Below are 19,923 nucleotides of genomic sequence, written 5' to 3'. Positions count from 1 at the left end.
TGCCATAGTCCTAGGACCGAAACTGACCTAACCGGCTCCTAGAGTTATCGGCATGGAGAACAACACAGAGATCCGGCCCTTCACCATCGACATTCCCCAGGCTGACCTGGACGACCTGCGGGACCGGCTCGCCAGAACCCGGTGGGCCGCGGACCTGCCCAATGTCGGCTGGAGCCGCGGGGTGCCGGTGGGCTACCTCAAGGGCCTGGCCGAGTACTGGCGCGATGGCTACGACTGGCGCGTCTACGAGCGGGAACTGAACAAGTACCCACAGTTCACCACCGAGATCGACGGACAGAACATCCACTTCCTGCACGTCCTCTCGCCCGAGCCGGACGCGCTGCCGCTGATCCTGACCCACGGCTGGCCCGGCTCGATTGTGGAGTTTCTGAATGTCATCGGCCCGCTGACCGACCCCAGGGCACATGGCGGAGATCCGGCGGACGCGTTCCACCTGGTGATCCCGTCGATCCCCGGCAGCGGATTCTCCGGACCCACCGGCGAGGCTGGCTGGGACACCAACCGGGTGACCAGGGCCTTCGCTGAGCTGATGAGCCGGCTCGGCTACGACCGCTACGGCGCGCAGGGCGGGGACACCGGCGCGGTCATCTCCCCGGGGCTCGGCCGGCTCAACCCCGACAAGGTCGTCGGCGTGCACGCGAACGGGCTCTCTGCGTTCACCGAGGTCAACCCGGACGAGGCGGGCGAGCTGACCGAGGCCGAGCGGGCGCGGCTGGATCACCTGCAGTACCTGAAGACCGAGCAGTCCGGCTACATGATGATCCAGATCACCCGGCCGCAGACCCTGGCGCACGGGCTGCACGACTCCCCGGTCGGGCAGTTGGCCTGGATCGTGGAGAAGTTCAAGGAGTGGACCGATCCGGCCGCAGAACTGCCCGAGGACGCGGTAGACCGGGATCTGTTACTCACCAACGTGATGCTCTATTGGCTGACCGGCACCGCCGGGTCCTCGGCCAACAGCTACTATGAAACCGCGCACGCCGGAGCCTGGGGCGCGAGTGAACGTTCCAAAGTGCCGACCGGGGTCGCGGTGTTCCCCATGGATGTGTCGATCCGGCGCACCGTCGAGCTCGAACACACTCTCGTGCACTGGTCCGAATTCAGCCGCGGCGGCCACTTCGCCGCCATGGAGGCCCCTGACCTGCTCGTCGCCGACGTCCGGGAGTTCTTCAGCAGGCTGCGCTGAAACCACTGCGGGCGCCGGCCTCGATCAGGGCCGACCTCGATCAGGTTGGGCCCGGCGGCGAATCCCGCCACTCTCCGACGGGTGTAATCGCTAGGACCACACCTGTGGCCCACGACATGGTGGCGCCCGACGACGCCTGACCTGCACAAACGAGCCCTTTTCCTTGCCGGAGTCCCGTCGGACCCCGAGAGAACCTTGGAATCGGGACACTCCTGGTGGGCGCTATAGAGGACTGTTGCCGAGGCCCGGCGCATCAAGGTTTCATTGTCCGGCTCGGCGTACTAAAAGCGGGCCTGGTTCGGATAGGCGCTTTCCTGCCGGTGCGCAATCGACTGGCGCAAGCGGCCAGGACCCAGCAGAGTACGAACATGCCGACTATCGCATAGCCCAATCCGGTCAGATCGATGCTTCCGATCGTCGCCAGTGCCCCTCCAATGGTTCCGGTTTTTGCAACAACCACGGAGATCAGCTCCACCGTTCCGATGCTTAGCGCGACGGCTGCGGAGAGCCCCGTGAGGACGATGTTGTACTGAAGCCGGCGGTCCGGCTTCGAGAACGCCCAGTTATAGGCGAGGTTCATGAACCATCCGTCCACCGTGTCGAACAGACTCATGCCGGCGGCGAAAAGCACTGGCAGGATCAGGACGGCGTACCAGGGAAGCGCCATTGTGGCCGCGCCGCCGGCAATGACCAGCAGGGCCACTTCAGTCGCCGTGTCGAACCCCAGGCCGAAAAGCAGCCCTACCAAGTACATTTGCCACGGGCGCGTGATGCTCCGCATGACCGGCCGCAGGACACGGACCATCAGCGTTGTGGGAGATCCGGTCTCTGGAGGCACTGCGTGGCCAGCCCGAAGCCGGCGGAAGTCCACAACGACCCGGATCAGAAGAGTCACGTTGAGTGCCGCCAGGATATAGAGGAACACTCCCGAGATAGTGGTTCCAGCCAGCCCGAGAGCTTCGCGCAGGGGCGAGGCGTCCTTACCGACGAGGATTCCGAGATACTGTGCTCCTCCTGCCAGTAGTGCGCAAAGTCCGAAGACGACGCTGGCGTGGCCGAGCGAGAACCAGAAGCCCACCGAGAGCGGCCTAAGGCCCTCACCGATGAGCTTGCGGGTGGTGCAGTCGATGGCTGCGATATGGTCGGCGTCGAACGCGTGCCGTGCTCCTAGCAGGTACGCGCCGGTTCCGATCCCCATGCCGAAGATTTGTGTGGAGCTGAGGTGCAGGCTTTGAGGAACGATGCTGAAAACCAAAACACCCCAGCCCACCGCGTGCAAAGCGATGATGGTGCCCGCCATGCCTGCCACGGGAGTCAGCCGCCACCGCGCGGTTCTTGCACTGCTGAACTTCGGCCGCTCAAGGGAAGCCAGGACACCCATGACCGGTTCCTGTCAGCCCATTGGAGGCGTCAGGCCATACCGGGCAATGATCTCCGGCAGCCACGGGGCTTCCCCGAACTGAAGCCCGTATTTGGCAGCAAGTTTGCCGATGGCCTCGGGATCGGGTGGCCCGGCTTCGAGTTGATCGGCCAATCCCCAGAAGAAATGCTCAAACCCCGCAGGACTAATCACCTCGATCATCCGTGCCGGGACCTTGCCTGGGTTCCACATGGTGTGCAGTTCCCCGCGCGGCTTGGTGATGTAGCCACCAGCGCCCAGCACGGCCTCACGCTCGCCCGACCTGAACCCGATCTCCCCTTCAAGGACGATCGAATACTCATCTTCACGGGTATGCGTGTGCGGCGGAACCAGGGCCCCGACCGGGAACGGATGCTCCACGATCGAGATCTGCTCATTGGTGTGTTCGCCGAACAGCTTGAACACAACCCCGATGCTTCCGAGGCTGCTCTGCCGCCCTTGTCCCGGCTGCACGACCGTCAGCCGCGGAGCCCCTTCAATGTCCATCACAAGTCCGCTTTCTAATTTCGATATACAATGGTGTATATCGAAATTGTCCGGCCGCAAAGAACGGGTGTCAATACTTTGAGTGAACAGCATGGTTCATCCAAATCCCGCCGCTATCAGATGAGCAGGCGGGCCGAACTTGTGGACAGCACACGGCAGCGTATTGTCGATGCCGCCGTGGCCCTCCACGGCTCGGTGGGACCGGCGCGCACGACGATCGCCGGAGTCGCCGAGAAGGCCGGTGTCACGCGCCTGACGGTCTATCGGCATTTTCCTGACGATGAGGCGTTATTCTCCGCGTGCTCCTCGCACTGGCGCGGACAGCAGCAGCTTCCGGACCCTGCCGCCTGGTCCGGGCATTCCGATCCCCTGGAACGGCTAAAGTTCGGCTTGTCCGACCTTTACCGCTTCTATCGCGACGGCGAGGCCATGCTGACGCGCATCTATGCGGACAAGGATGCGCTCCCGAAAGGACACCGAGAGGACCTCGAAACCCGCAACGCCTACTTTCGCGATGTCCTCTGCGAACCGTTTTCACAGCAAGACAGGACCGGCCGGCTCGGTGCCATCATGGGCCACGCTATTTCATTCTGGACGTGGCGGTCACTGTGCCATGACAACGGGCTTTCCAACGAAGATGCGGTTAAAGCCATCTGTGCTCTGGTCGCCATAATGGCCGGCACCTCCGACGCCCGGCAGGGGGAAACGGCGGCTCTCCGAACGCTGTGACCCTTCACGTTCTTTAGCCGCGTCTACAGATTTTCTGGTCGACGCCCGCGGCGCGCGATGGCCTCCATGATCTGCTCCCGTGAAAGGCTCCTCTGCTGCTGTGCGATCTCGATCGCGAACTGCAGGGCATCTCCCCTGCTGCCTTCTCGCACATTCGCCCTTAGGGTAGATCGGCCAAGCTGTTCGGCTGCTGCGACGCGGTGGTGACCATCAGCTAAAAGCAAGTGGCCATTAACGCTGAACACCACTACCGGCGCGGACTCGGCCAAATGCTCCAGGTAATAGGACACCCGCTCCGGATCCAGCTGAGGACGGCTCCGTTCGATGGGGTCCTGCTCCAAGTCAGAAATGCGAATCTCAACAATCGGCATCTAGCTAGTTTGACCCCTTCGCCCAGCAGTCAGCTCATCCGAGGAAGAACGTTGTCCGGCCAGTCTTGATCGCCAATGGGAACTATGGGGTTGGTGACTTCTACTGCCTCAGTGGGGCCAACTGTATTTGCTTCGCAAGCGAGTAAGCGACCGGCAGATCGTCGTCGTTCTCGACGAACACACGCCCAATGACGAGCACTGAATTGGCTGGTGAGGAAATCTGTATCATGCCGGTGGGCATCGCCCCCTTCCAAACCGGCCCGCTGAGAACATAGTCACCGACTTCGGTTCCCGTGGTCCGTTTGCCGACGTAGGCAAAGTTGGCGCTCGTCGACGGGTCGGTGAACTGCAAGCTGAAGTAGCGTTCGGCCATGTCTGGAACGTGCAGAACTTGCGGCCCGTTGCCCAAGTCAAGCCAGCCGCCGATGTAGAGAAGATCGTCGGCTCCGGTCGCCATGAGGCTCCCATGGGAGGCCGAAGGGGACGACGTTCCAGGCACGGCATACAGCGTGTTGACAGGGATCGGGCCTTGCCCAAGACCATGCTTAAGAATTGCCTTCTTGTAGCCATGGACCGTAAGCCGCGGCCAAAAGAAAATGAAAGCCGGCGTTCCCAGCCCCCAGACGATGACTGCGGCTAACGCCAAAGGCATGATCTCGTCCCCGTTGACGATCCGCCGGAAGATGACCCAGGCGAAGATCAACAGTATGGCAACAGTAAGGGGACGGCCGTACTTCAGGATGAGGCGGTTCATGTCAGTGCGCCCTTATGACAGGTGGCAAATGGTACGAGCCCTCGAGTATTGCCGGACCGGGCAGATACACACGGAACGTCAGCTTGAACTTCCCCGAGGGAATCGGCAGCCAGTTTTGCTCGTTTCTGCCCGGCGCTTGGTGTTGGAGATAAATATCGAGCGAACCGTCAGCGTTCCGCACCAGGGGTGAACGGTCCCCAATGCTGTACCGGTTAGTCGGGTTCTTCACCATGTATCCGACAACATCGGTCGGAATGAGAGACCAGAAAGCGTTATGGGGCGGGAGTTGCCCGGCAGGGAAACGCAGGACATATCCGTTCCCGCCGCTCAAGGTTTGTCCTGCAGCATCAACCTTCGTTGTCCAATACGCGGCCTCTTCAAACACATTAACCAGAGGCAGGGCCTTCGCGCAGGCGGCCCGCACAAAGACTCCGTTTCCACGCTGGCCACACCTGGGGATGGCACTCCAGCCGTTGACCGTCGTCGTGATGGCCCTGCCCACGGCATTCATCACGACGATCGCCGTCAAGAACGCAAGCACCCCACCGAGAAGTAAGCCCTGCACGATGCCGGACTGTGAGAACCAAGCGAGGGCATTCACCATAACCGCAAGCTACCACCGGCAGCACTGAGTGAAGCTCCGGAAGGACGGAGCAGCTTGGCTATCGCGGCCACCCCACAGGACGAATATTTTCCGCCTGGGGTCCCTTGGAGCCCTGCACAACATCGAACTGGACACGCTGGTTCCCTTCCAAGGAGTGGTACCCGCCGCTGACGATCGCCGAGTAGTGGGCGAAGACCTCATCTGAACCGTCGTCGGGGGCAATGAACCCGAAACGCTTTTCGGTGCTGAACCATTTGACCGTACCAGTCGCCATTTCATGCTCCATCGTTGCGGTACTTGAGCTTTGGGACTTCGCTGACCTAAACCCTCTACTGGGACTTTGCTGGTGTCTGGGCCAGTTTCGTCTGGATGTTTTTTGCGTGTTTCTGTATCTGCTCGCCGTAGCCTCCGTTGAGTGCGGTGTCCTTGATTTTTGAGGCGTCTGCGTCCCGCTCTGATGCCGGGGCTGCTTCCAAGGTCTTCAGGTCGGTCTGCAGATTTGCGGGGAGTTTGCTGAACGCCTTGGGGTGGTGGATCAGGAGGTAAGCGACCTCGTGGGCTTTGTCCCCGAACCCGGCCTCGGCCCGGATGCTGACCCTCAGCACGGCTGGAAGGGCTCGGGCAAATGGATGTTTAGCGTGGCTCGCGCTGTCCGGTCCCGCCGTCGAGGCTGAGGATGACGCGCTTGGAGAAGGGGACGGGCTCTGACCGTCTGCCGAGGCAGCTGTTGCCCCAATTGCTGCTCCCCCGAGAAGGACAGCACCTGCCGCCAAGGCGGCACCGCGCATCCGCCATCGACGGATAACGTCACCGCTTGGCATTTGCTTGTTGTTCATGACGTCTCCTGAGTGATCCGGTGGGACCCCATTGGATTGGGCCAGTAGGGGTCCTTACCATTCCACTATCGCCTGCCGACGTCCGGGACAGGTTCGGGGAATGTAAGGGGACGGTAAAGTATGGGCCCTTGCTGCGTTACCCGCCCCAACAGAGCGTTCAATGGAAGCATGGAACAACCATCGACTCCCGATGCGACGCCTTCCCGTGGTCTGGTGATGATCGTGGAAGATGAGCGTGCGATCGCCGACGTGGAACGGCTGTATCTGAGCCAAGCGGGGTTCGGCGTGCATGTGGAACCCACCGGCGAAGGCGCCCTGGAGCGGGTCAGAAGTCTTCGACCCGTCGCTGTCGTGTTGGACGTCGGGCTGCCTGGCATCGACGGAATCGAGGTATGCCGCCGGATGCGCACTCAGGAGGATTGGACACCGATCATTTTTGTCACTGCCCGGGACGAGGAGGTGGACATGCTTTTGGGATTGGAACTGGGCGCAGACGACTACATGACTAAGCCGTTTTCACCTCGGGAGTTGGTGACCAGGCTCAAGACGGTCTTGCGCCGAAGCACGGGCGCCCCCGGCAGCGGCGTCCTGCGGGTTGGCTCCGTGACCCTGGACCGGGGCAGCCGCACTGTCAGCGTCGATGGTTCAGCGGTGGAGCTGACCGCGAGGGAATTCGACGTGCTCGCCTTTTTGATGGCCAGCCCGGGCAGAGTGTTCAGCCGTGAACAGCTTCTGTCTTCGGTCTGGGGGCAGGCCAATTACGCGGGTGGGCGGACCGTGGACGTACATATAGCCCAGCTTCGCTCCAAACTCGGCGATGACAGCCCCATCCGTACGCTGCGAGGTGTTGGATACTCTGTCGATGGCGGCCGCACGTGAAAATCCATGACGCTGGTAACGGCGGGCTTGACGGTCACGCTAACCGCGAAAGCCGGAATCCGGCGTCGGGTTGGCTGCGCTCACTGGCGGGAAGAATCACGCTCGTGACTGCCGCGGTGGCTGTCCTGGCGGTACTGGTCACCGGAGGCACCGCCTACCCACTGATACGATCCGCGGCCGTCGAACAGGCCAGACAGCAGCTGTTCCGCCAAGCCGACGCGTTCGCCGCGGCACCCGTTGCCTCCCAGGCGCTGGACCTTCGCGAGAGGCACCTTCTTGGACCGGACACCTACGAGCTGTCCACCATCACCGCCACCGGCACCGTCCGGGGGCCAGCCACACAGCTCCTGGGGCCAGCCGACATTCAACAAGTGCTTTCCGGCCACAAGGTGTCCGCGACAGTTGTCCATGACGGTGCCCAACTCCTTGTGGAGGCAAGGGCCCTTCCCAAGAGCGGGGGGATCGTGCTGAGCAGGTCCTTGGACGATGTGAACGCCGCCTCCTCCCAGCTCCTCCAACGCACGTTGCTGGCCCTTGCGGCCGGACTGTTAATCGCGGTGCTTGCCGGAACACTGCTGGCCCGGCGTCTCTCCGGCCCCCTCGTCAGGACTGCTGCAGCCGCGCGGCGGATGGCTGCCGGTGAACGGACCGTTCGCGTTGACCCGGCCGGAGTTACTGAGGTGCGCGATGTGGGAGAAGCCATTAACACCCTGGATCACGCGTTGCTGTCCAGCGAAAGCAGGCAACGTGAATTCCTGCTGTCCATCTCCCACGAGATCCGAACACCACTCACCGCCATGCGGGGCTACGCCGAAGCCCTTGAGGACGGGCTGATCCCGCCGGAGGACATGTCACGGATAGGGCGCACACTGTCCGCGGAAACGGACCGTCTCGATGGTTTTGTCCGCGACCTTCTCGCACTGGCCCGACTGGAAGCGGACGATTTCACCCTGGACCTCCAACCCGTCGACGTCGCAGCGCTCTTCGGACAAGTACAGCGGACATGGCAGGGTGCAGCCACGGAGGCCGGGGTGGAACTGACTCTCCAGCTGCCGGAAGCAGCCACGAGTGAACCATTGCTGGTGACTACGGACGCGCAACGGTTACGCCAAATCATCGACGGGCTCGTGGGCAACGCCCTGCGCGTCACCCCGCGAGGGAAACCGCTCATCCTCCGCGCCAGGTTAGAAGAACGCCCCACAACCGCGGGGTCGGCCCAATCCCCTGATCAGTTCCCTGGCACCTCCAACGTGATCCTCATCGAAGTGCGGGACAGCGGCCCGGGTCTCACGGCCGAAGACACCGCCGTCGCCTTCGATCGCGGCGTCCTCCATCACCGCTACAACGGACAACGCCCCACCGGCAGCGGCCTCGGCCTCTCCATCGCAGCACGGCTTGCGGAACGCATGGGACTCACGCTGACCGCAGAAGCCACAGACTTCCCCGACGACGGTGCCTGCTTTTGCATCCGGGTCCCCCGCATGGCCGCTACCTCACCGGGGGACGCCTTGTAGGCACTCAGGCTACTGGCGCTCCGGCGCCAAGTGCCACGGGGCGCAGGACGGGAACACTCCGCGCCGTGGCTCCTCATAGCCCGGCGGCGGTTCGGGTACCTGGTGCTGCTAATCCAGTACTGCAGTTGCTTCGACCTCGACGAGCACATCCGGTTCGAACAGATACTCGACGCCGATCAGCGAGGTCGGCGGCATCGGCGTGGGCAGTCCGATCTCCGCGGCGACACTTTCGATACCTTCCATGAAAGCGGTGATCTTCTCCGGGGCCCAAGTGGTGACATAGAACGTCAAACGCACGACGTCGTCGAAGCTCGCTTCGGCGCCGGCAAGCGCGCTCGCGGTATTGCGGAGAGCCTGGGCGACCTGGCCGGCCAAATCGCCCGGGGCGACGGGGGTAGCATCGGCCAGGCGTGAAATCTGGCCGGCGACGTGAACGTGACGGGTGCCGGTGCCGACGGCGACGTGGTGGTACGGGGTGGGCTGCAACAGGCCTTCCGGGCTGAAACGCTGAACAGACATGAGACTCCTTAGGAAGAGAGATGAACCTTGGTATATCTTTGATACCTGGTAGATGCAGGACACTTCAACGAGACCAGGTTTCATGCCGGATACCACCAGCCATGCTGACCCTCTGGAGATCAGCACCCCGCACCGGGAATTGCTCGATCAAGTTCTGGACAAGTGGTCATTGAGCGTGCTCAACGAACTCTGCGAGCGGCCATGCCGGTTCAGCCAACTGCGGCGCGCGATCCCATCGGTGTCGCAGAAGTCCCTGACCGCGACGCTGCGTCGCCTCGAACGCAACGGCATCATCGAACGCGAGCTGCTCAGCTCGCGCCCCGTGGCGATCGAGTACCGCATCACACCATTCGGCAAGACACTTCGCCACCCCATGGACGTGCTCCTGGAATGGGCCGCAGCGCACATGCCCCACATCGAACAAGCACGCGAGACCTTCGATGCCCAGGACCTGGCCGAAAACACCTGACGGTGGGCGACCCCATCGAGTTTCAGCCCCGCAACCTCGTACTGCTCAGCAGGCCGGACATGAAATGGTCCACCGCTGGCGAGTGGCCTCGTCCCCTGGCTGCGTAGAGGGCCGTCTGCGGCCGTCCGGCGATGGGCCGGGTCAGGACGCCGGGCATCTGGAAGCGTCGGACTGACGCGGGGAGGATGGAGATTCCCAGGCCCGCGGCTACCAGTCCCAGGACGGTTTCCTGGTGGATCGTCTGCTGAACCACCTGCGGGGAGGTTTCCAATCCATCAAACAACCGGTGTACCCGGGTCACGAATCCGGGCATCAGGCGGTACGGGAACAGGATCATCGGTTCCCCTTCCAAATCTGCGGGCCGGATTTCCTCCTGCAAAGCCAGTGGGTGCGCCTCAGGCAGGACGGCGACCAGGTCTTCGGTGCCCACGAGTTCCATTGTCAGTCCCGGAACTTCTCCGGGATCTCGGATGAGCCCTATGTCCAGGTCGCCGTCAAGCAGCTGTTCGATCTGCTCACCGCTGGTGAGCGGACTCAGGATCAGTTCCACGCGGGGGCGTTGTTGGCGGAAAGCCCTGATGGCTTCAGGGATGGTGGTGTAGCTGGCCGAACTGACGAAGCCCACCCTGATCCGGCCACTGAGGCCCGCCGCGACGCTGGCAAGGTCACCCGCCGCTTCGTCGAGTTCGGTCACTGCGTCTTGAACGCGCCGCTTGAACGCCTCCCCAGCATGGGTCAGCGCAACGCGTCGGGTGGTCCGGTCAAACAACTGAACCCCGAGCTCACGCTCCAGCCGTCTGATGGCGACAGTTAGCGGTGGCTGCGTAAGGTGCAGGCGTTCTGCCGCCCGGCCAAAGTGGAGCTCCTCAGCGACCACGAGGAAGTAGCGGAGCTGTCGCAGTTCCATGATGATTCTTTCGATTGACGCTAATAATTGCTACAGAAATGATATTGGACGCAGTTCAATCTCGCGTGGGTAACTGGTTGAAGCGAAACAACGCAACAACCACCACGTACAGGAGCCGTCCATGGAATCGATCGAATACGTCGTCGTCGGAGCGGGGCTGTCGGGTGCCGCCACGGCTTGGCAGCTTGCCGCCCGCGGCCACGACGTTGCACTGCTTGAACGCTCGACGCCGGCCAACGACGCCGGGAGCTCGCATGGATCGGCGCGGATTTTCCGCTACGCCTACCCGGGCGACTTCTACACGGGTCTGGTCAAAGAGGCCAAGGCCGGTTGGGACGAGCTTGCGCGCCTGAGCGGTAAACAGCTCATTACACCTACCGGCGCCGTCGACTATGGAACGGTCAGGCAACCCGAACGCCTCGCCGCGGCTTTGTCCGCACACGGCATTGACCATGAACTCCTGTCCCCCGACGAAGCGCAGGCACGATGGCCGCAGATCGCCTTCGACACCCAGGTGCTTTGGCACCCCGGCGCCGGCGTGATCGACGCCCACGAATCAGTGGCCGCCATGGTTGACCAGGCAGTGGCCCATGGCGCGGCACTGCACACCAACTGGGCCGTGGCCTCCATCAAAGGATCAGCCGGCCATTACACGCTGACTTCCGAAGACGGCCGTTCGATGATGGCCGTAAACGTGATCGTCGCCGCGGGCGGCTGGCTCCCCCAGCTGCTGGGCTCCCTGTCCCTGCCGTCTTCATTCCTGGAAAGTATCCCCGCTCTTGAAGTGCGGCAGGAGCTGGCTTATCACTTCCCGTACGCCGACAGCAGCTCGCCGTGGCCCACCTTCATCCACAAACGCGAAGGTTGGCAGGCCTACGGTCTGCCCGGTGGCCGCGATGCCGGCTTCCGCGGACAAAAGGTCGCCGAATACAACGGCGGAAAAATTCTGCCGTCCGCAGCGGACCAGGACGGTCAGATCGACCCGGCCAACCGCCGTCGAGTCATCGACTACGTCGAGAAATACCTCCCGGGGCTGGTCCCCGAACCGTACGCAGAGACCACGTGCCTCTTCACCAATACGCCCAATGAGGACTTCATCCTGGACCGCGCCGAGGGCATCACCCTCCTGTCCCCCTGTTCGGGCCACGGAGCGAAATTCGCGCCACTGATCGGCCAACTGGCCGCAGACCTGGCCACCGGCACTGGAGCCGTCCCGGAACAGTTCCGCCTCGCCGCCGCATCAGCAGGAGCCCACTAAATGCAACACGTCACCCCTGTCACCATCCAGACAAGCACGACGGCGGCCACCGTCACCGGGTTGCTGTCCGACATCGCCACCACGGGCACCGATCCACTGCGCGGAGGCTACACCCGTCCCGTCTATTCAACCGCCGAACTGGACCTTCGGACGTGGTTCATCGATCAAGCCACCCGACGCGGGCTGTCTGTGGAAACGGACCGTAACGGCACCATCTGGGCGTGGTGGGACACCCCCGGAGGGGATCGAAGCAACAGCCTCGTCACCGGCAGCCACCTCGACTCCGTCCCCGGAGGAGGTGCGTTCGACGGACCCCTTGGCGTCGCCTCGGCCCTCGTCGCCGTCGACATCCTCAAAGCCCGAAACCCCATTCCGGCCCGGCCACTGGCCATCGCGGTGTTCCCCGAAGAAGAAGGGTCCCGCTTCGGGGTGGCCTGCCTGGGCTCCCGTCTGATGACAGGTGCCATCGACCCCAACAAAGCCCGAAACCTACGGGATCCGGACGGCAACACCTTTGCGGACATCGCCCGCGCCAACGGTTTGGACCCCCGCTACATCGGCAAGGATGAGCAGCTCCTTGGCAGTATCGGGGCGTTCGTTGAACTCCATGTGGAACAAGGCCGGGGGCTCATCGACCTCGACCGGCCCATCGCAATTGCCTCCTCCATCCTGGGACACGGCCGCTGGCGGCTCAGCATTCAAGGACAGGGCAACCACGCCGGGACAACGCTCATGGCCGATCGTAAAGACCCCATGATCGCCGCTTCACGCATGGTCGTCGCCATCCGCGACACCGCGAAGAACCAATCCCACGCCCGGGCAACTGTCGGGCGGCTTCAGCCAATCCCGGGTGGCACCAACGTCATCGCCTCCAGGGTGGACTTTTGGCTCGATGTCCGGCACCCGGACGACGCCATTACCGCATCGCTCGTTGAGACCATCCAGCGCCAGGCCCAGCTGATTGCTGCTGAAGAAGGCTGCACCTTGGAGCTGACAGAAGAATCCCGCAGCCCCACCGTTCATTTCGACTTAGGCCTGCAGAATCAACTGCAGCACGCCCTGCCGGATGCGCCCATCCTCGACACCGGAGCCGGTCACGACGCCGGGGTCCTCTCACCTTTCGTGCCCACCGCCATGGTATTCGTCCGGAATCCCAGCGGCGTCTCCCACTCCCCCGAAGAACACGTGGTGGACGAGGACGCCGAAATCGGGGCGCAGGCTCTGGCCGACGCACTCGCGAGCCTCATGAACTGAGGCGTTCAGCAAAACAGCCGCTCTGGAATGTCCCCGAGAAAGAAGTAACAAGCCGGAAACGCTGGCTTGACCCATCAGAAATCCCTTCCGTGTTTACTGTTAGTAATTCATGTTTCATAAGATTCAACGACTAAGGAGTGCCATGTCCACACAAATCAACTTCCGTTACCTGAGCGAGCCCGACATGATCGAGGCCGGCGTCGGCGATCTCGTCCGATGCACCGACGTCATGGAGGAAGCCCTCGTTCTATTGCGTCAAGGGGACTACCGAATGGCCGGCGAGAACGGCAATTCCCACGGCGCCATGATCACTTTCCCCATCGCTCCTGAGTTTGAAGGCATGCCAAAGGATGGACCGGATCGTCGTTTCATGGCTATGCCCGCCTACCTGGGCGGCCGCTTCGGCACCTCGGGCGTGAAGTGGTACGGCTCCAACACTGAAAACCGCAAGAAGGGACTTCCCCGCTCGATCCACGTATTCGTCCTGAACGACAGCGACACTGGCGCGCCACTGGCGATCATGAGCGCAAACCTGCTGAGCGCATACCGCACAGGCGCCGTTCCCGGCGTCGGCGTCAAGCACCTGGCCAAGGCCGACGCCAAAGTCGCAGCGGTGGTCGGCCCCGGTGTCATCGCCCGCTCGGTCCTTTCAACCACGCTGGCCTTGCGCCCTTCGATCGACACCCTGTACGTGAAGGGCCGTAGCGAAGGAAGCACCGGCACCTTTGTGGATTGGGCGAAAGCAACCTTCCCCCAACTCACCAACGTCACCGCAGCTGAAACCATCGAAGACGCCATCGCCGACGCCGATGTGGTTATGGCGACCACATCCACCGATGCCGCCGGCAGCGACGCCTTCCCGTACTTCCCGAAATCAGCCATCAAGCCCGGTGCACTGCTGCTCCTTCCCGCTGCTGCCCGTTTCGACGACGACTTCCTGCAGGGCGATGCCCGCCTGGTCATCGACGCCGAAGGCCTCTACCAGGCGTGGCTCGAAGAATATGGACCCACGGCCTACCAAATCCTCGGCATTCCGGGATCACACTGGTTCGGGCTTCTGGAGGAAGGAAAGATTCCGGCCTCGAAAATCGAGGAGATCGCGGACATTGCCACCGGCAAGCTCCCTGCCCGCCGCGACGATGAGGAAGTCATCCTCTACTCCGTAGGCGGCATGCCCATTGAGGATGTCGCCTGGGCCACCGATCTTTACCACGCTGCCGAGGAGAAGAACATCGGTACGGTCCTGAATCTCTGGGACACCCCGGCCCTCGCATAATCCCACGCGCTTCCTACCGCCGGGCCGCGCCCGGTGATTGCGGTCCATAAGTAAACGTGTGTGCCCCGCGCCGCAAACCGGCGTGGGGCACATTCCCACTCTCCTCAGAAAGGGCATCCCATGGATTCCGGAAATGTCGCCTGGCTGCTGGTCAGCTCGGCTTTGGTGTGTTTGATGATCCCCGCCCTCGCTCTGTTCTACGGAGGCATGGTGGGTTCACGCCGGATACTGAACATGATGATGATGTGCTTCGGCGGCGTCAGCATTGTCGCGGTCCTCTGGGCCGCTTTCGGCTACTCGGCAGTCTTCGGCAATTCCATCGGTGGATTGGGCCTGATCGGCGATCCCATCCAATACCTGGGCATGAACCAGCTGCTCGCCGCTGATCCCAACGCCGACGTTCCCCCAGCAGTCTTTGCCGTCTTCCAACTCTTCTTCGCCGGGATCACCACTGCCATCATCGCCGGTGCCGCGGCCGGGCGGATGAAGTTCGGCGCATGGATGCTCTTCGCGGCGCTCTGGTCAACACTGGTCTACCTGCCCGTGGCCCACTGGGTCTTTGCCCTCAACTCCCCTGACGGCACTGTCACCGGCGGCTGGATCCTCAACAGCCTGAAAGCCATCGACTTCGCCGGCGGAACGGCCGTCCACATTAACGCCGGCGTCGCAGCGTTGGCGCTTTCGCTGGTGCTCGGCCGCAGCGCCGGTTGGCCCAAAAGCGAACACGTCCGTCCGCACAGCCGCCCGCTGGTACTTGTCGGTGCCGGTCTGCTCTGGGTCGGCTGGTACGGATTCAATGCCGGTTCAGCCCTCGCCGCCGGTAACACCGCATCGGTCGTCTTTCTGACCACCGCGGTGGCTGGTACCGCTGCGCTCCTGGGCTGGATCGCCGTCGAACGCCTCCGCCGTGGGCGCGCCAGCAGCATCGGGGCCGCATCCGGTCTCGTGGCCGGCCTCGTTGCCATCACTCCAGCGTGTGGCGCAGTCAGCCCGCTGGGTGCCATTGCCATTGGAGCCATCGCCGGAGCCGTGTGCTCCCTGGCGGTCGAATGGAAATTTCGCCTCGGCTTTGATGACTCCCTGGACGTTGTGGGCGTGCACCTCGTGGGAGGCGTCATCGGCACACTGCTCATCGGCATCTTCGCGACCGAAGCTGCACCCAACAAGACTGCGGGATTGCTCTACGGGGGCGGACTGGGCCTGCTGGGCACACAGGCGCTGGCCACTGGGGCAGTGCTGGTCTACTCGTTCGCCGTGACATGGCTCGTAGCTAAGCTCGTCCACGTCACCGTCGGCTTGCGCATACGACCGGAAGACGAAATGCGAGGCATCGACATCGCCGCCCACGCCGAAGAAGCCTACCTCATCGACGAAGAACCCGAAATGCTCGGCTCCCCTTCACGCTCATAATTGCCGCACCTGATGTGCAGACCGATTACGCCCCGGAAATAGTTGCAGTCGTACCACTGCAATTAATGCGAAGCAACTGCCAGAAAGCGAATGGGGAGTTCCGTTAGCCGAAGTGGTCCGTGCGGTCCCTCAGCCTCGAACAACAACGAGTCTCCTGGTGCGAGCTCATACTCGTAGGATCCGTGACTGTAAACCATTCGACCTTCGAGCATGTAGATGAATTCAGTGCCCGTGTGCTGGAACTGCGGGAAAACATCAGAGGCACTGGAAAGGGTGACCAGAGTGGGTTCGACGGCATGTTCCCGCCGCTTAAGGGAGCCCAGCAAACGATACTCGTGGCCATGTCGAGTTCCGGTCCGTACCGTGACGCTCCCTTCTCCGGCACGAGTGAGCGAGGCCTCGCGCTCCGTATCAGCCCCCTGGAAAAGGGCGGTGACAGGGATGTTAAGCCCCAACGCCAGCCGTTGAAGGGTTGTCAAAGAAGATGAAGTGCTGGCGGACTCAATCTTGGAAACCATGGCCTTGGAAAGCCCGGTACGAATAGCAAGTTCAGCGGCCGACATGCCGGCTTCGACTCTGTAGCGCCTGACTTGCAGCGCGATAATGGCTTCGAGGGCGCCCTGCTGACCACTTTCCGGAGGGGACGAGTCCGCTGTAGAGGGAGTGTTCGGGGCGTTCTCGGTTGTCATGGTTTGAGTATAGGCAGGCCACGCAGAATGCCCGGTGGGGCCCCACCGAGACCCACGTGACATATGGGCCACGGCGCTCTGCATCCTGCATGGGCCTACAGCAATGCCGAAACCGGAGACGCCTTAGTGAGTGGTGACGTTGACTACTTCCGTAATGGCACCCACGGGGAAGTTTGTGTAGGTGGAGAAGTCGAAGCCGTTGTACCCAAAGATCTTGCCGTCTGTTTTTAGTCGGTTCATATCGATGAGAATGACGCCGAGGGTGGGGACGATCTTTTCACGCCAGACGAAAAGATACAGAGCCTCAGCGATTTTGATGTAGTTGCAGCGGTCGGTGTCACCCAGACCGGCTTCTGAGCCCTCAATGCAGTGCCACGTGTAGAAGTTGTTGTTCAGGTAAACGTGTTCGTATACCTCTTCGGGGCTGTAGTGGTAACGGTTCCTTAGCCCGATCAGTTCGCCGGTGGGGGCGTGTGCGGTTCCGCCGTGCGTCCCGCCTACCGAGCCGTGAAGAATGGCTGCTTCAACTCCAGTTAGTTCCGTGCCTTGGCGTGCCCTGTCGTAGGCACTGATGGAAGTGGCTTGCTCGTCAGGGAGTGCTCCCTCTATCAGGGTCGCTTGCCCGTTGTTGTTGTCCAGTACGAGGCTTACTGACTTCTTGACCGAGTCGCCCACGAGGAAACCGTCGCCCATGAGGAAATCAATGAAGTAAATGCCTTCCCTGACGGAGGTGACGCGTGCGTCCTGCTCCCGGCCGTCCCAGACCAGTGTCTGGCTGTTCAAGATCCGGCACTCGTGAGTGCGTCCGCCGGGAAAATGGAGCATTAAGCCCTGGCCGTTCAGGCCCTCGTTCACTTCGAGAATGTTGTTGTTAACGGCGAAACCCTCACCCAGGGCGCCGACGGAAATAAACTCGGGCGTTGTTGTGGTGTTCAAAATGAAATCCTTTCGTGGTGGTTGCGGTAGTCGTTCAGGCAGGAAAAGACGACCGTGCGTGGTAGCCGTAGTCAGCCATGAGGGAGACACCGTTGACAGGGCCGGAGAGAGGGGATGCAAGACTGAGCACAAGCCAGGCAACATCCGAGGGCTTACTGACGGGGTATCCGGCGTTCTCAAATGAGTCAATGCCGAGGCCTTCGCGGGCCATTGGCGTATCCACGATTGACGGGCAGACGCTGTTGACGCGGATGCCGTCATTGTAGAGTTCCGTCGACAAAGCCCGAGTCAGCTGGACGATTGCGCCCTTGGATGCGTTGTAAGCCAACATGCCTGGCACGGCGACGAAGCCGGAGTCATTGCCGATGAGCGTATATGTCGCACCTGTCCCCTCGCGAAGATGGGGCAACGCTGTCTTGATCGCCAGGAACGGGCCCAGCACGTTGGTCCGTTGGACCTCCATGAACTCCTCGGCCGGAACCTGATCCACAGGGCTGCCGAGGGATCCAGAGATGCCGGCGCTGCTGACAAGGTGATCCAACCCGCCCAATTGTGACACCAGGTCACTGGTGGCGGACTGTACAGCTGACTCGTCGGACATGTCACAGACGCCTCCGACGACGGTTACGTGGGGATGTCTCGCACGTAAGTCGTCCACCGCCGTCGAGAGCCGTTGCGACGACCTGCCGACAATGCCTACGTTGGCCCCTTCTCTGGCGAAGGCATCGGCCACTGCGAGCCCGATGCCCGACGTTCCGCCGGTGACCAGGACTCGCCGGCCCTCTAGTCGGAGGTCTACCATGCGCCGGGTCCAGATGTGCTGGTGGCATCGGCGAGGTCGCGATGCGCTTTGTCGTAGTGCTCCATGTCGCTGAGCAGCTCGTGGTAAATCTCAGGCCTGCGGGACTTGAGCCACTGCGCAGTGGCGAGTCCGGTGAGAACCGCAACAACGAGCAGCCACGGCAGCGCGCCAATGACGGGATTGTCGGAACCGGCCAGTGCGGTGAAGTTTAGAATCGCCAGCAGCACGATCAGGGCAAGCCCGAGTGCTCCAAGGCTCGGGGCTACCAGGGTTTTCCAGAGCCTTGGGTCCCTGTTGCGGCGGAAGTGGACGACAACGGCCACAGCGGCAAGCATTTGAAGGGTCAGGATTCCCAAGGTGCCGAATCCCGTCATTGAGGCGGTCAGGGCGGTAATGGGGTCCAAACCAGCCGCGTAGTAGATTCCCGCAATCAGCGTGCCGAAAAGTAGCTGCGCGGCGCTGGCGTTCTGGGGGGATCCGTTGGAGCTTCGTGTGCGGCTGAGGGCTCTCGGCAGAATTCCGACGCGGCCGTAGGCGTAGATGTAGCGGGCGGCCGAGTTGTGGAGTGCCAGCAGCGCAGCGAAGAGTGAGACCAGAAGCAGGACCATCATGACCTTGGTGAGGGTGTCGCCGAGGTATTGATTTGAGAGCATGAAGACCAAGTCACCTGTGGGCAAGTGCTCGATGGCGGTGTCCTGTGCCTGGGCGACACCCAGGGCGCTGACGATGGCCCACGTCGTGAATGCAGCGAAAGCGCCAATGAACAAGATGGCGATGTACGTCGCTTTCGGGATCGTGCGGTGGGGGTCCCGGGCTTCCTCGCTGAACAGGCCGGTTGCTTCGAAGCCGACAAAGCAATTGGCTGCGAAGAGCAAGGCCAGTCCCAGTGATCCCGAGAACACTGCCTGGGGCATCAGCGCTTCAAATGAGAACCCGTGCGTGAGCAGAACGTTGAAGTCCAGGATCAAGAGGATGGACACCTCCAGGACCAGGCAGACGCCCAACACTTTTGCGCTGAAATCGATGCCTCGGCGTGTCAGCAAGAAAATCAGCACCACGGTGATGAGGCTCCAGACGAACCACGGCAGGTCCAGTCCTGTCAGTTCTTTGATGACTGTGGCGGTGAAGAAGCCGGACGTGCCGATGGCTCCAGCCACAAAGCAGTTATAGCCGAGCAGGGCGATGTTGCCTGCCACAAGGCCCATGCGACGGCCGAGGCCTTTGACGACGAAAGCGTAAAACCCTCCGGCACTGACGAGCTTCTTGGCCATTTGTGCGTAGCCGACAGCGAAGAGCAACAAAATCAGGGTTGCGATGATAAACGCACCGGGCATACCCCCTCCGTTGCCCAGGGCAATGCCTAGTGTCGCGATAACGATGATGCCGGTCAACGGGGCTACCGCTGCCAGCACCAGAAAAACGATGCCTCCGACGCCCAAGGCATTGGAAGAGAGCTCGGTGCCGGCAGCGCCTTGCTCAGGGAATTGAGGTTTCACGGGGTTTACTCCTGGGAGATGTACGAGCGAAGGTCGTGCTTTTTGGCACAACTGGGTACCCGCCGGTGAGCCGGAAAGCTGCACGGGCGTGGGGAGACAGGCCGCCT

22 protein-coding genes are annotated in these 19,923 nt (G+C 62.1%); 9 read left to right on the top strand and 13 right to left on the bottom strand.

Annotated features, from left to right (window positions below; genetic code table 11):
- Positions 1-52 precede the first annotated feature (52 nt).
- Positions 53-1,207 carry an epoxide hydrolase family protein gene (locus VUN82_11925; GenBank protein ID XAS74484.1) on the top strand — a complete coding sequence of 385 codons (1,155 nt, stop codon included), beginning with the start codon at positions 53-55 and terminating at the stop codon, positions 1,205-1,207.
- Positions 1,208-1,460: 253 nt separating this feature from the next.
- Here the strand turns inward: VUN82_11925 and VUN82_11920 are convergent, their stop codons facing one another.
- On the bottom strand, positions 1,461-2,588 hold the full coding sequence (locus tag VUN82_11920) for a HoxN/HupN/NixA family nickel/cobalt transporter (GenBank protein ID XAS74483.1): 1,128 nt from the start codon (positions 2,586-2,588) through the stop codon (positions 1,461-1,463).
- 12 nt (positions 2,589-2,600) lie between these two features.
- On the bottom strand, positions 2,601-3,206 hold the full coding sequence (locus tag VUN82_11915; protein XAS74482.1) for a cupin domain-containing protein: 606 nt from the start codon (positions 3,204-3,206) through the stop codon (positions 2,601-2,603).
- A 48-nt stretch (positions 3,207-3,254) separates the two neighbouring features.
- On the opposite strand from VUN82_11915, the gene VUN82_11910 reads away from it, so the two are divergent.
- Positions 3,255-3,842: a helix-turn-helix domain-containing protein gene (locus tag VUN82_11910; GenBank protein XAS74481.1), complete on the top strand. Its 588-nt coding sequence runs from the start codon at positions 3,255-3,257 to the stop codon at positions 3,840-3,842.
- A 23-nt stretch (positions 3,843-3,865) separates the two neighbouring features.
- Here VUN82_11910 and VUN82_11905 read toward each other — a convergent pair whose 3' ends face one another.
- The 5 genes from VUN82_11905 to VUN82_11885 form a co-directional block, all read right to left on the bottom strand.
- Positions 3,866-4,213, bottom strand: a complete 348-nt coding sequence (locus VUN82_11905; GenBank protein ID XAS74480.1) for a ParB N-terminal domain-containing protein — start codon at positions 4,211-4,213, stop codon at positions 3,866-3,868.
- 100 nt (positions 4,214-4,313) lie between these two features.
- A complete protein-coding gene (locus tag VUN82_11900; GenBank protein XAS74479.1) occupies positions 4,314-4,967 on the bottom strand; it encodes a DUF1254 domain-containing protein in 654 nt (217 codons plus the stop codon).
- A gap of 1 nt (position 4,968) precedes the next feature.
- Complete coding sequence (locus VUN82_11895; protein ID XAS74478.1) at positions 4,969-5,571, bottom strand: DUF1214 domain-containing protein; 603 nt, start codon at positions 5,569-5,571, stop codon at positions 4,969-4,971.
- A gap of 58 nt (positions 5,572-5,629) precedes the next feature.
- Positions 5,630-5,845 carry a cold-shock protein gene (locus VUN82_11890; GenBank protein ID XAS74477.1) on the bottom strand — a complete coding sequence of 72 codons (216 nt, stop codon included), beginning with the start codon at positions 5,843-5,845 and terminating at the stop codon, positions 5,630-5,632.
- A 55-nt stretch (positions 5,846-5,900) separates the two neighbouring features.
- Positions 5,901-6,407 carry a hypothetical protein gene (locus VUN82_11885; protein XAS74476.1) on the bottom strand — a complete coding sequence of 169 codons (507 nt, stop codon included), beginning with the start codon at positions 6,405-6,407 and terminating at the stop codon, positions 5,901-5,903.
- Positions 6,408-6,575: 168 nt separating this feature from the next.
- Between VUN82_11885 and VUN82_11880 the strand changes: the two genes are divergently transcribed.
- The gene (locus VUN82_11880) at positions 6,576-7,286 is read left to right on the top strand and encodes a response regulator transcription factor (protein XAS74475.1); all 711 of its coding nucleotides are present in this window, start codon (positions 6,576-6,578) and stop codon (positions 7,284-7,286) included.
- Entirely contained in the window at positions 7,283-8,800 is a 1,518-nt protein-coding gene (locus VUN82_11875; GenBank protein ID XAS74474.1) for a HAMP domain-containing sensor histidine kinase, read from the top strand. Before VUN82_11880 ends, VUN82_11875 begins: the two co-directional genes overlap by 4 nt.
- 108 nt (positions 8,801-8,908) lie before the next feature.
- Here the strand turns inward: VUN82_11875 and VUN82_11870 are convergent, their stop codons facing one another.
- The gene (locus tag VUN82_11870) at positions 8,909-9,319 is read right to left on the bottom strand and encodes a RidA family protein (GenBank protein XAS74473.1); all 411 of its coding nucleotides are present in this window, start codon (positions 9,317-9,319) and stop codon (positions 8,909-8,911) included.
- 82 nt (positions 9,320-9,401) lie between these two features.
- On the opposite strand from VUN82_11870, the gene VUN82_11865 reads away from it, so the two are divergent.
- Positions 9,402-9,788 carry a helix-turn-helix domain-containing protein gene (locus VUN82_11865; GenBank protein ID XAS74472.1) on the top strand — a complete coding sequence of 129 codons (387 nt, stop codon included), beginning with the start codon at positions 9,402-9,404 and terminating at the stop codon, positions 9,786-9,788.
- Positions 9,789-9,810: 22 nt separating this feature from the next.
- On the opposite strand, the gene VUN82_11860 is transcribed toward VUN82_11865, so the two are convergent.
- Complete coding sequence (locus tag VUN82_11860) at positions 9,811-10,695, bottom strand: LysR substrate-binding domain-containing protein (protein XAS74471.1); 885 nt, start codon at positions 10,693-10,695, stop codon at positions 9,811-9,813.
- A gap of 121 nt (positions 10,696-10,816) precedes the next feature.
- Between VUN82_11860 and VUN82_11855 the strand changes: the two genes are divergently transcribed.
- From VUN82_11855 to VUN82_11840, 4 genes are all read left to right on the top strand, one after another.
- The gene (locus VUN82_11855; protein ID XAS74470.1) at positions 10,817-11,953 is read left to right on the top strand and encodes an FAD-dependent oxidoreductase; all 1,137 of its coding nucleotides are present in this window, start codon (positions 10,817-10,819) and stop codon (positions 11,951-11,953) included.
- Positions 11,954-13,207: an allantoate amidohydrolase gene (locus VUN82_11850; protein ID XAS74469.1), complete on the top strand. Its 1,254-nt coding sequence runs from the start codon at positions 11,954-11,956 to the stop codon at positions 13,205-13,207.
- 142 nt (positions 13,208-13,349) lie between these two features.
- Positions 13,350-14,483, top strand: coding sequence for a tyramine oxidase subunit B (locus tag VUN82_11845; protein ID XAS74468.1), 1,134 nt, complete (start codon positions 13,350-13,352; stop codon positions 14,481-14,483).
- A gap of 120 nt (positions 14,484-14,603) precedes the next feature.
- Positions 14,604-15,893 (top strand): ammonium transporter, encoded by a 1,290-nt coding sequence (locus VUN82_11840; GenBank protein ID XAS74467.1) that lies wholly within the window; start codon positions 14,604-14,606, stop codon positions 15,891-15,893.
- Between the two features lie 62 nt (positions 15,894-15,955).
- On the opposite strand, the gene VUN82_11835 is transcribed toward VUN82_11840, so the two are convergent.
- From VUN82_11835 to VUN82_11820, 4 genes are all read right to left on the bottom strand, one after another.
- Positions 15,956-16,582 (bottom strand): XRE family transcriptional regulator, encoded by a 627-nt coding sequence (locus VUN82_11835; GenBank protein XAS74466.1) that lies wholly within the window; start codon positions 16,580-16,582, stop codon positions 15,956-15,958.
- Between the two features lie 123 nt (positions 16,583-16,705).
- The gene (locus VUN82_11830; protein ID XAS74465.1) at positions 16,706-17,518 is read right to left on the bottom strand and encodes a MoaF C-terminal domain-containing protein; all 813 of its coding nucleotides are present in this window, start codon (positions 17,516-17,518) and stop codon (positions 16,706-16,708) included.
- 34 nt (positions 17,519-17,552) lie between these two features.
- Complete coding sequence (locus VUN82_11825) at positions 17,553-18,320, bottom strand: SDR family oxidoreductase (protein ID XAS74464.1); 768 nt, start codon at positions 18,318-18,320, stop codon at positions 17,553-17,555.
- Complete coding sequence (locus VUN82_11820) at positions 18,314-19,816, bottom strand: APC family permease (protein ID XAS74463.1); 1,503 nt, start codon at positions 19,814-19,816, stop codon at positions 18,314-18,316. Before VUN82_11820 ends, VUN82_11825 begins: the two co-directional genes overlap by 7 nt.
- Between the last annotated feature and the right edge of the window lie 107 nt (positions 19,817-19,923).

The organism is Micrococcaceae bacterium Sec5.1 (genome assembly GCA_039636795.1).
Taxonomy (GTDB): domain Bacteria; phylum Actinomycetota; class Actinomycetes; order Actinomycetales; family Micrococcaceae; genus Arthrobacter.
The sequence above is the reverse complement of the archived record's forward strand: the minus strand, read 5'-3'. Positions and strand labels throughout refer to the sequence as shown.

Excerpts from the sequence above, each read along its gene's own strand:
- VUN82_11925 (XAS74484.1), top strand. The coding sequence starts at position 53 with ATGGAGAACAACACAGAGATCCGGCCCTTCACCATCGACATTCCCCAG.
- VUN82_11920 (XAS74483.1), bottom strand. The coding sequence starts at position 2,588 with ATGGGTGTCCTGGCTTCCCTTGAGCGGCCGAAGTTCAGCAGTGCAAGA.
- VUN82_11915 (XAS74482.1), bottom strand. The coding sequence starts at position 3,206 with ATGCTGTTCACTCAAAGTATTGACACCCGTTCTTTGCGGCCGGACAAT.
- VUN82_11905 (XAS74480.1), bottom strand. The coding sequence starts at position 4,213 with ATGCCGATTGTTGAGATTCGCATTTCTGACTTGGAGCAGGACCCCATC.
- VUN82_11900 (XAS74479.1), bottom strand. The coding sequence starts at position 4,967 with ATGAACCGCCTCATCCTGAAGTACGGCCGTCCCCTTACTGTTGCCATA.
- VUN82_11895 (XAS74478.1), bottom strand. The coding sequence starts at position 5,571 with ATGGTGAATGCCCTCGCTTGGTTCTCACAGTCCGGCATCGTGCAGGGC.
- VUN82_11890 (XAS74477.1), bottom strand. The coding sequence starts at position 5,845 with ATGGCGACTGGTACGGTCAAATGGTTCAGCACCGAAAAGCGTTTCGGG.
- VUN82_11885 (XAS74476.1), bottom strand. The coding sequence starts at position 6,407 with ATGAACAACAAGCAAATGCCAAGCGGTGACGTTATCCGTCGATGGCGG.
- VUN82_11880 (XAS74475.1), top strand. The coding sequence starts at position 6,576 with ATGGAACAACCATCGACTCCCGATGCGACGCCTTCCCGTGGTCTGGTG.
- VUN82_11870 (XAS74473.1), bottom strand. The coding sequence starts at position 9,319 with ATGTCTGTTCAGCGTTTCAGCCCGGAAGGCCTGTTGCAGCCCACCCCG.
- VUN82_11865 (XAS74472.1), top strand. The coding sequence starts at position 9,402 with ATGCCGGATACCACCAGCCATGCTGACCCTCTGGAGATCAGCACCCCG.
- VUN82_11860 (XAS74471.1), bottom strand. The coding sequence starts at position 10,695 with ATGGAACTGCGACAGCTCCGCTACTTCCTCGTGGTCGCTGAGGAGCTC.
- VUN82_11855 (XAS74470.1), top strand. The coding sequence starts at position 10,817 with ATGGAATCGATCGAATACGTCGTCGTCGGAGCGGGGCTGTCGGGTGCC.
- VUN82_11850 (XAS74469.1), top strand. The coding sequence starts at position 11,954 with ATGCAACACGTCACCCCTGTCACCATCCAGACAAGCACGACGGCGGCC.
- VUN82_11845 (XAS74468.1), top strand. The coding sequence starts at position 13,350 with ATGTCCACACAAATCAACTTCCGTTACCTGAGCGAGCCCGACATGATC.
- VUN82_11840 (XAS74467.1), top strand. The coding sequence starts at position 14,604 with ATGGATTCCGGAAATGTCGCCTGGCTGCTGGTCAGCTCGGCTTTGGTG.
- VUN82_11835 (XAS74466.1), bottom strand. The coding sequence starts at position 16,582 with ATGACAACCGAGAACGCCCCGAACACTCCCTCTACAGCGGACTCGTCC.
- VUN82_11825 (XAS74464.1), bottom strand. The coding sequence starts at position 18,320 with ATGGTAGACCTCCGACTAGAGGGCCGGCGAGTCCTGGTCACCGGCGGA.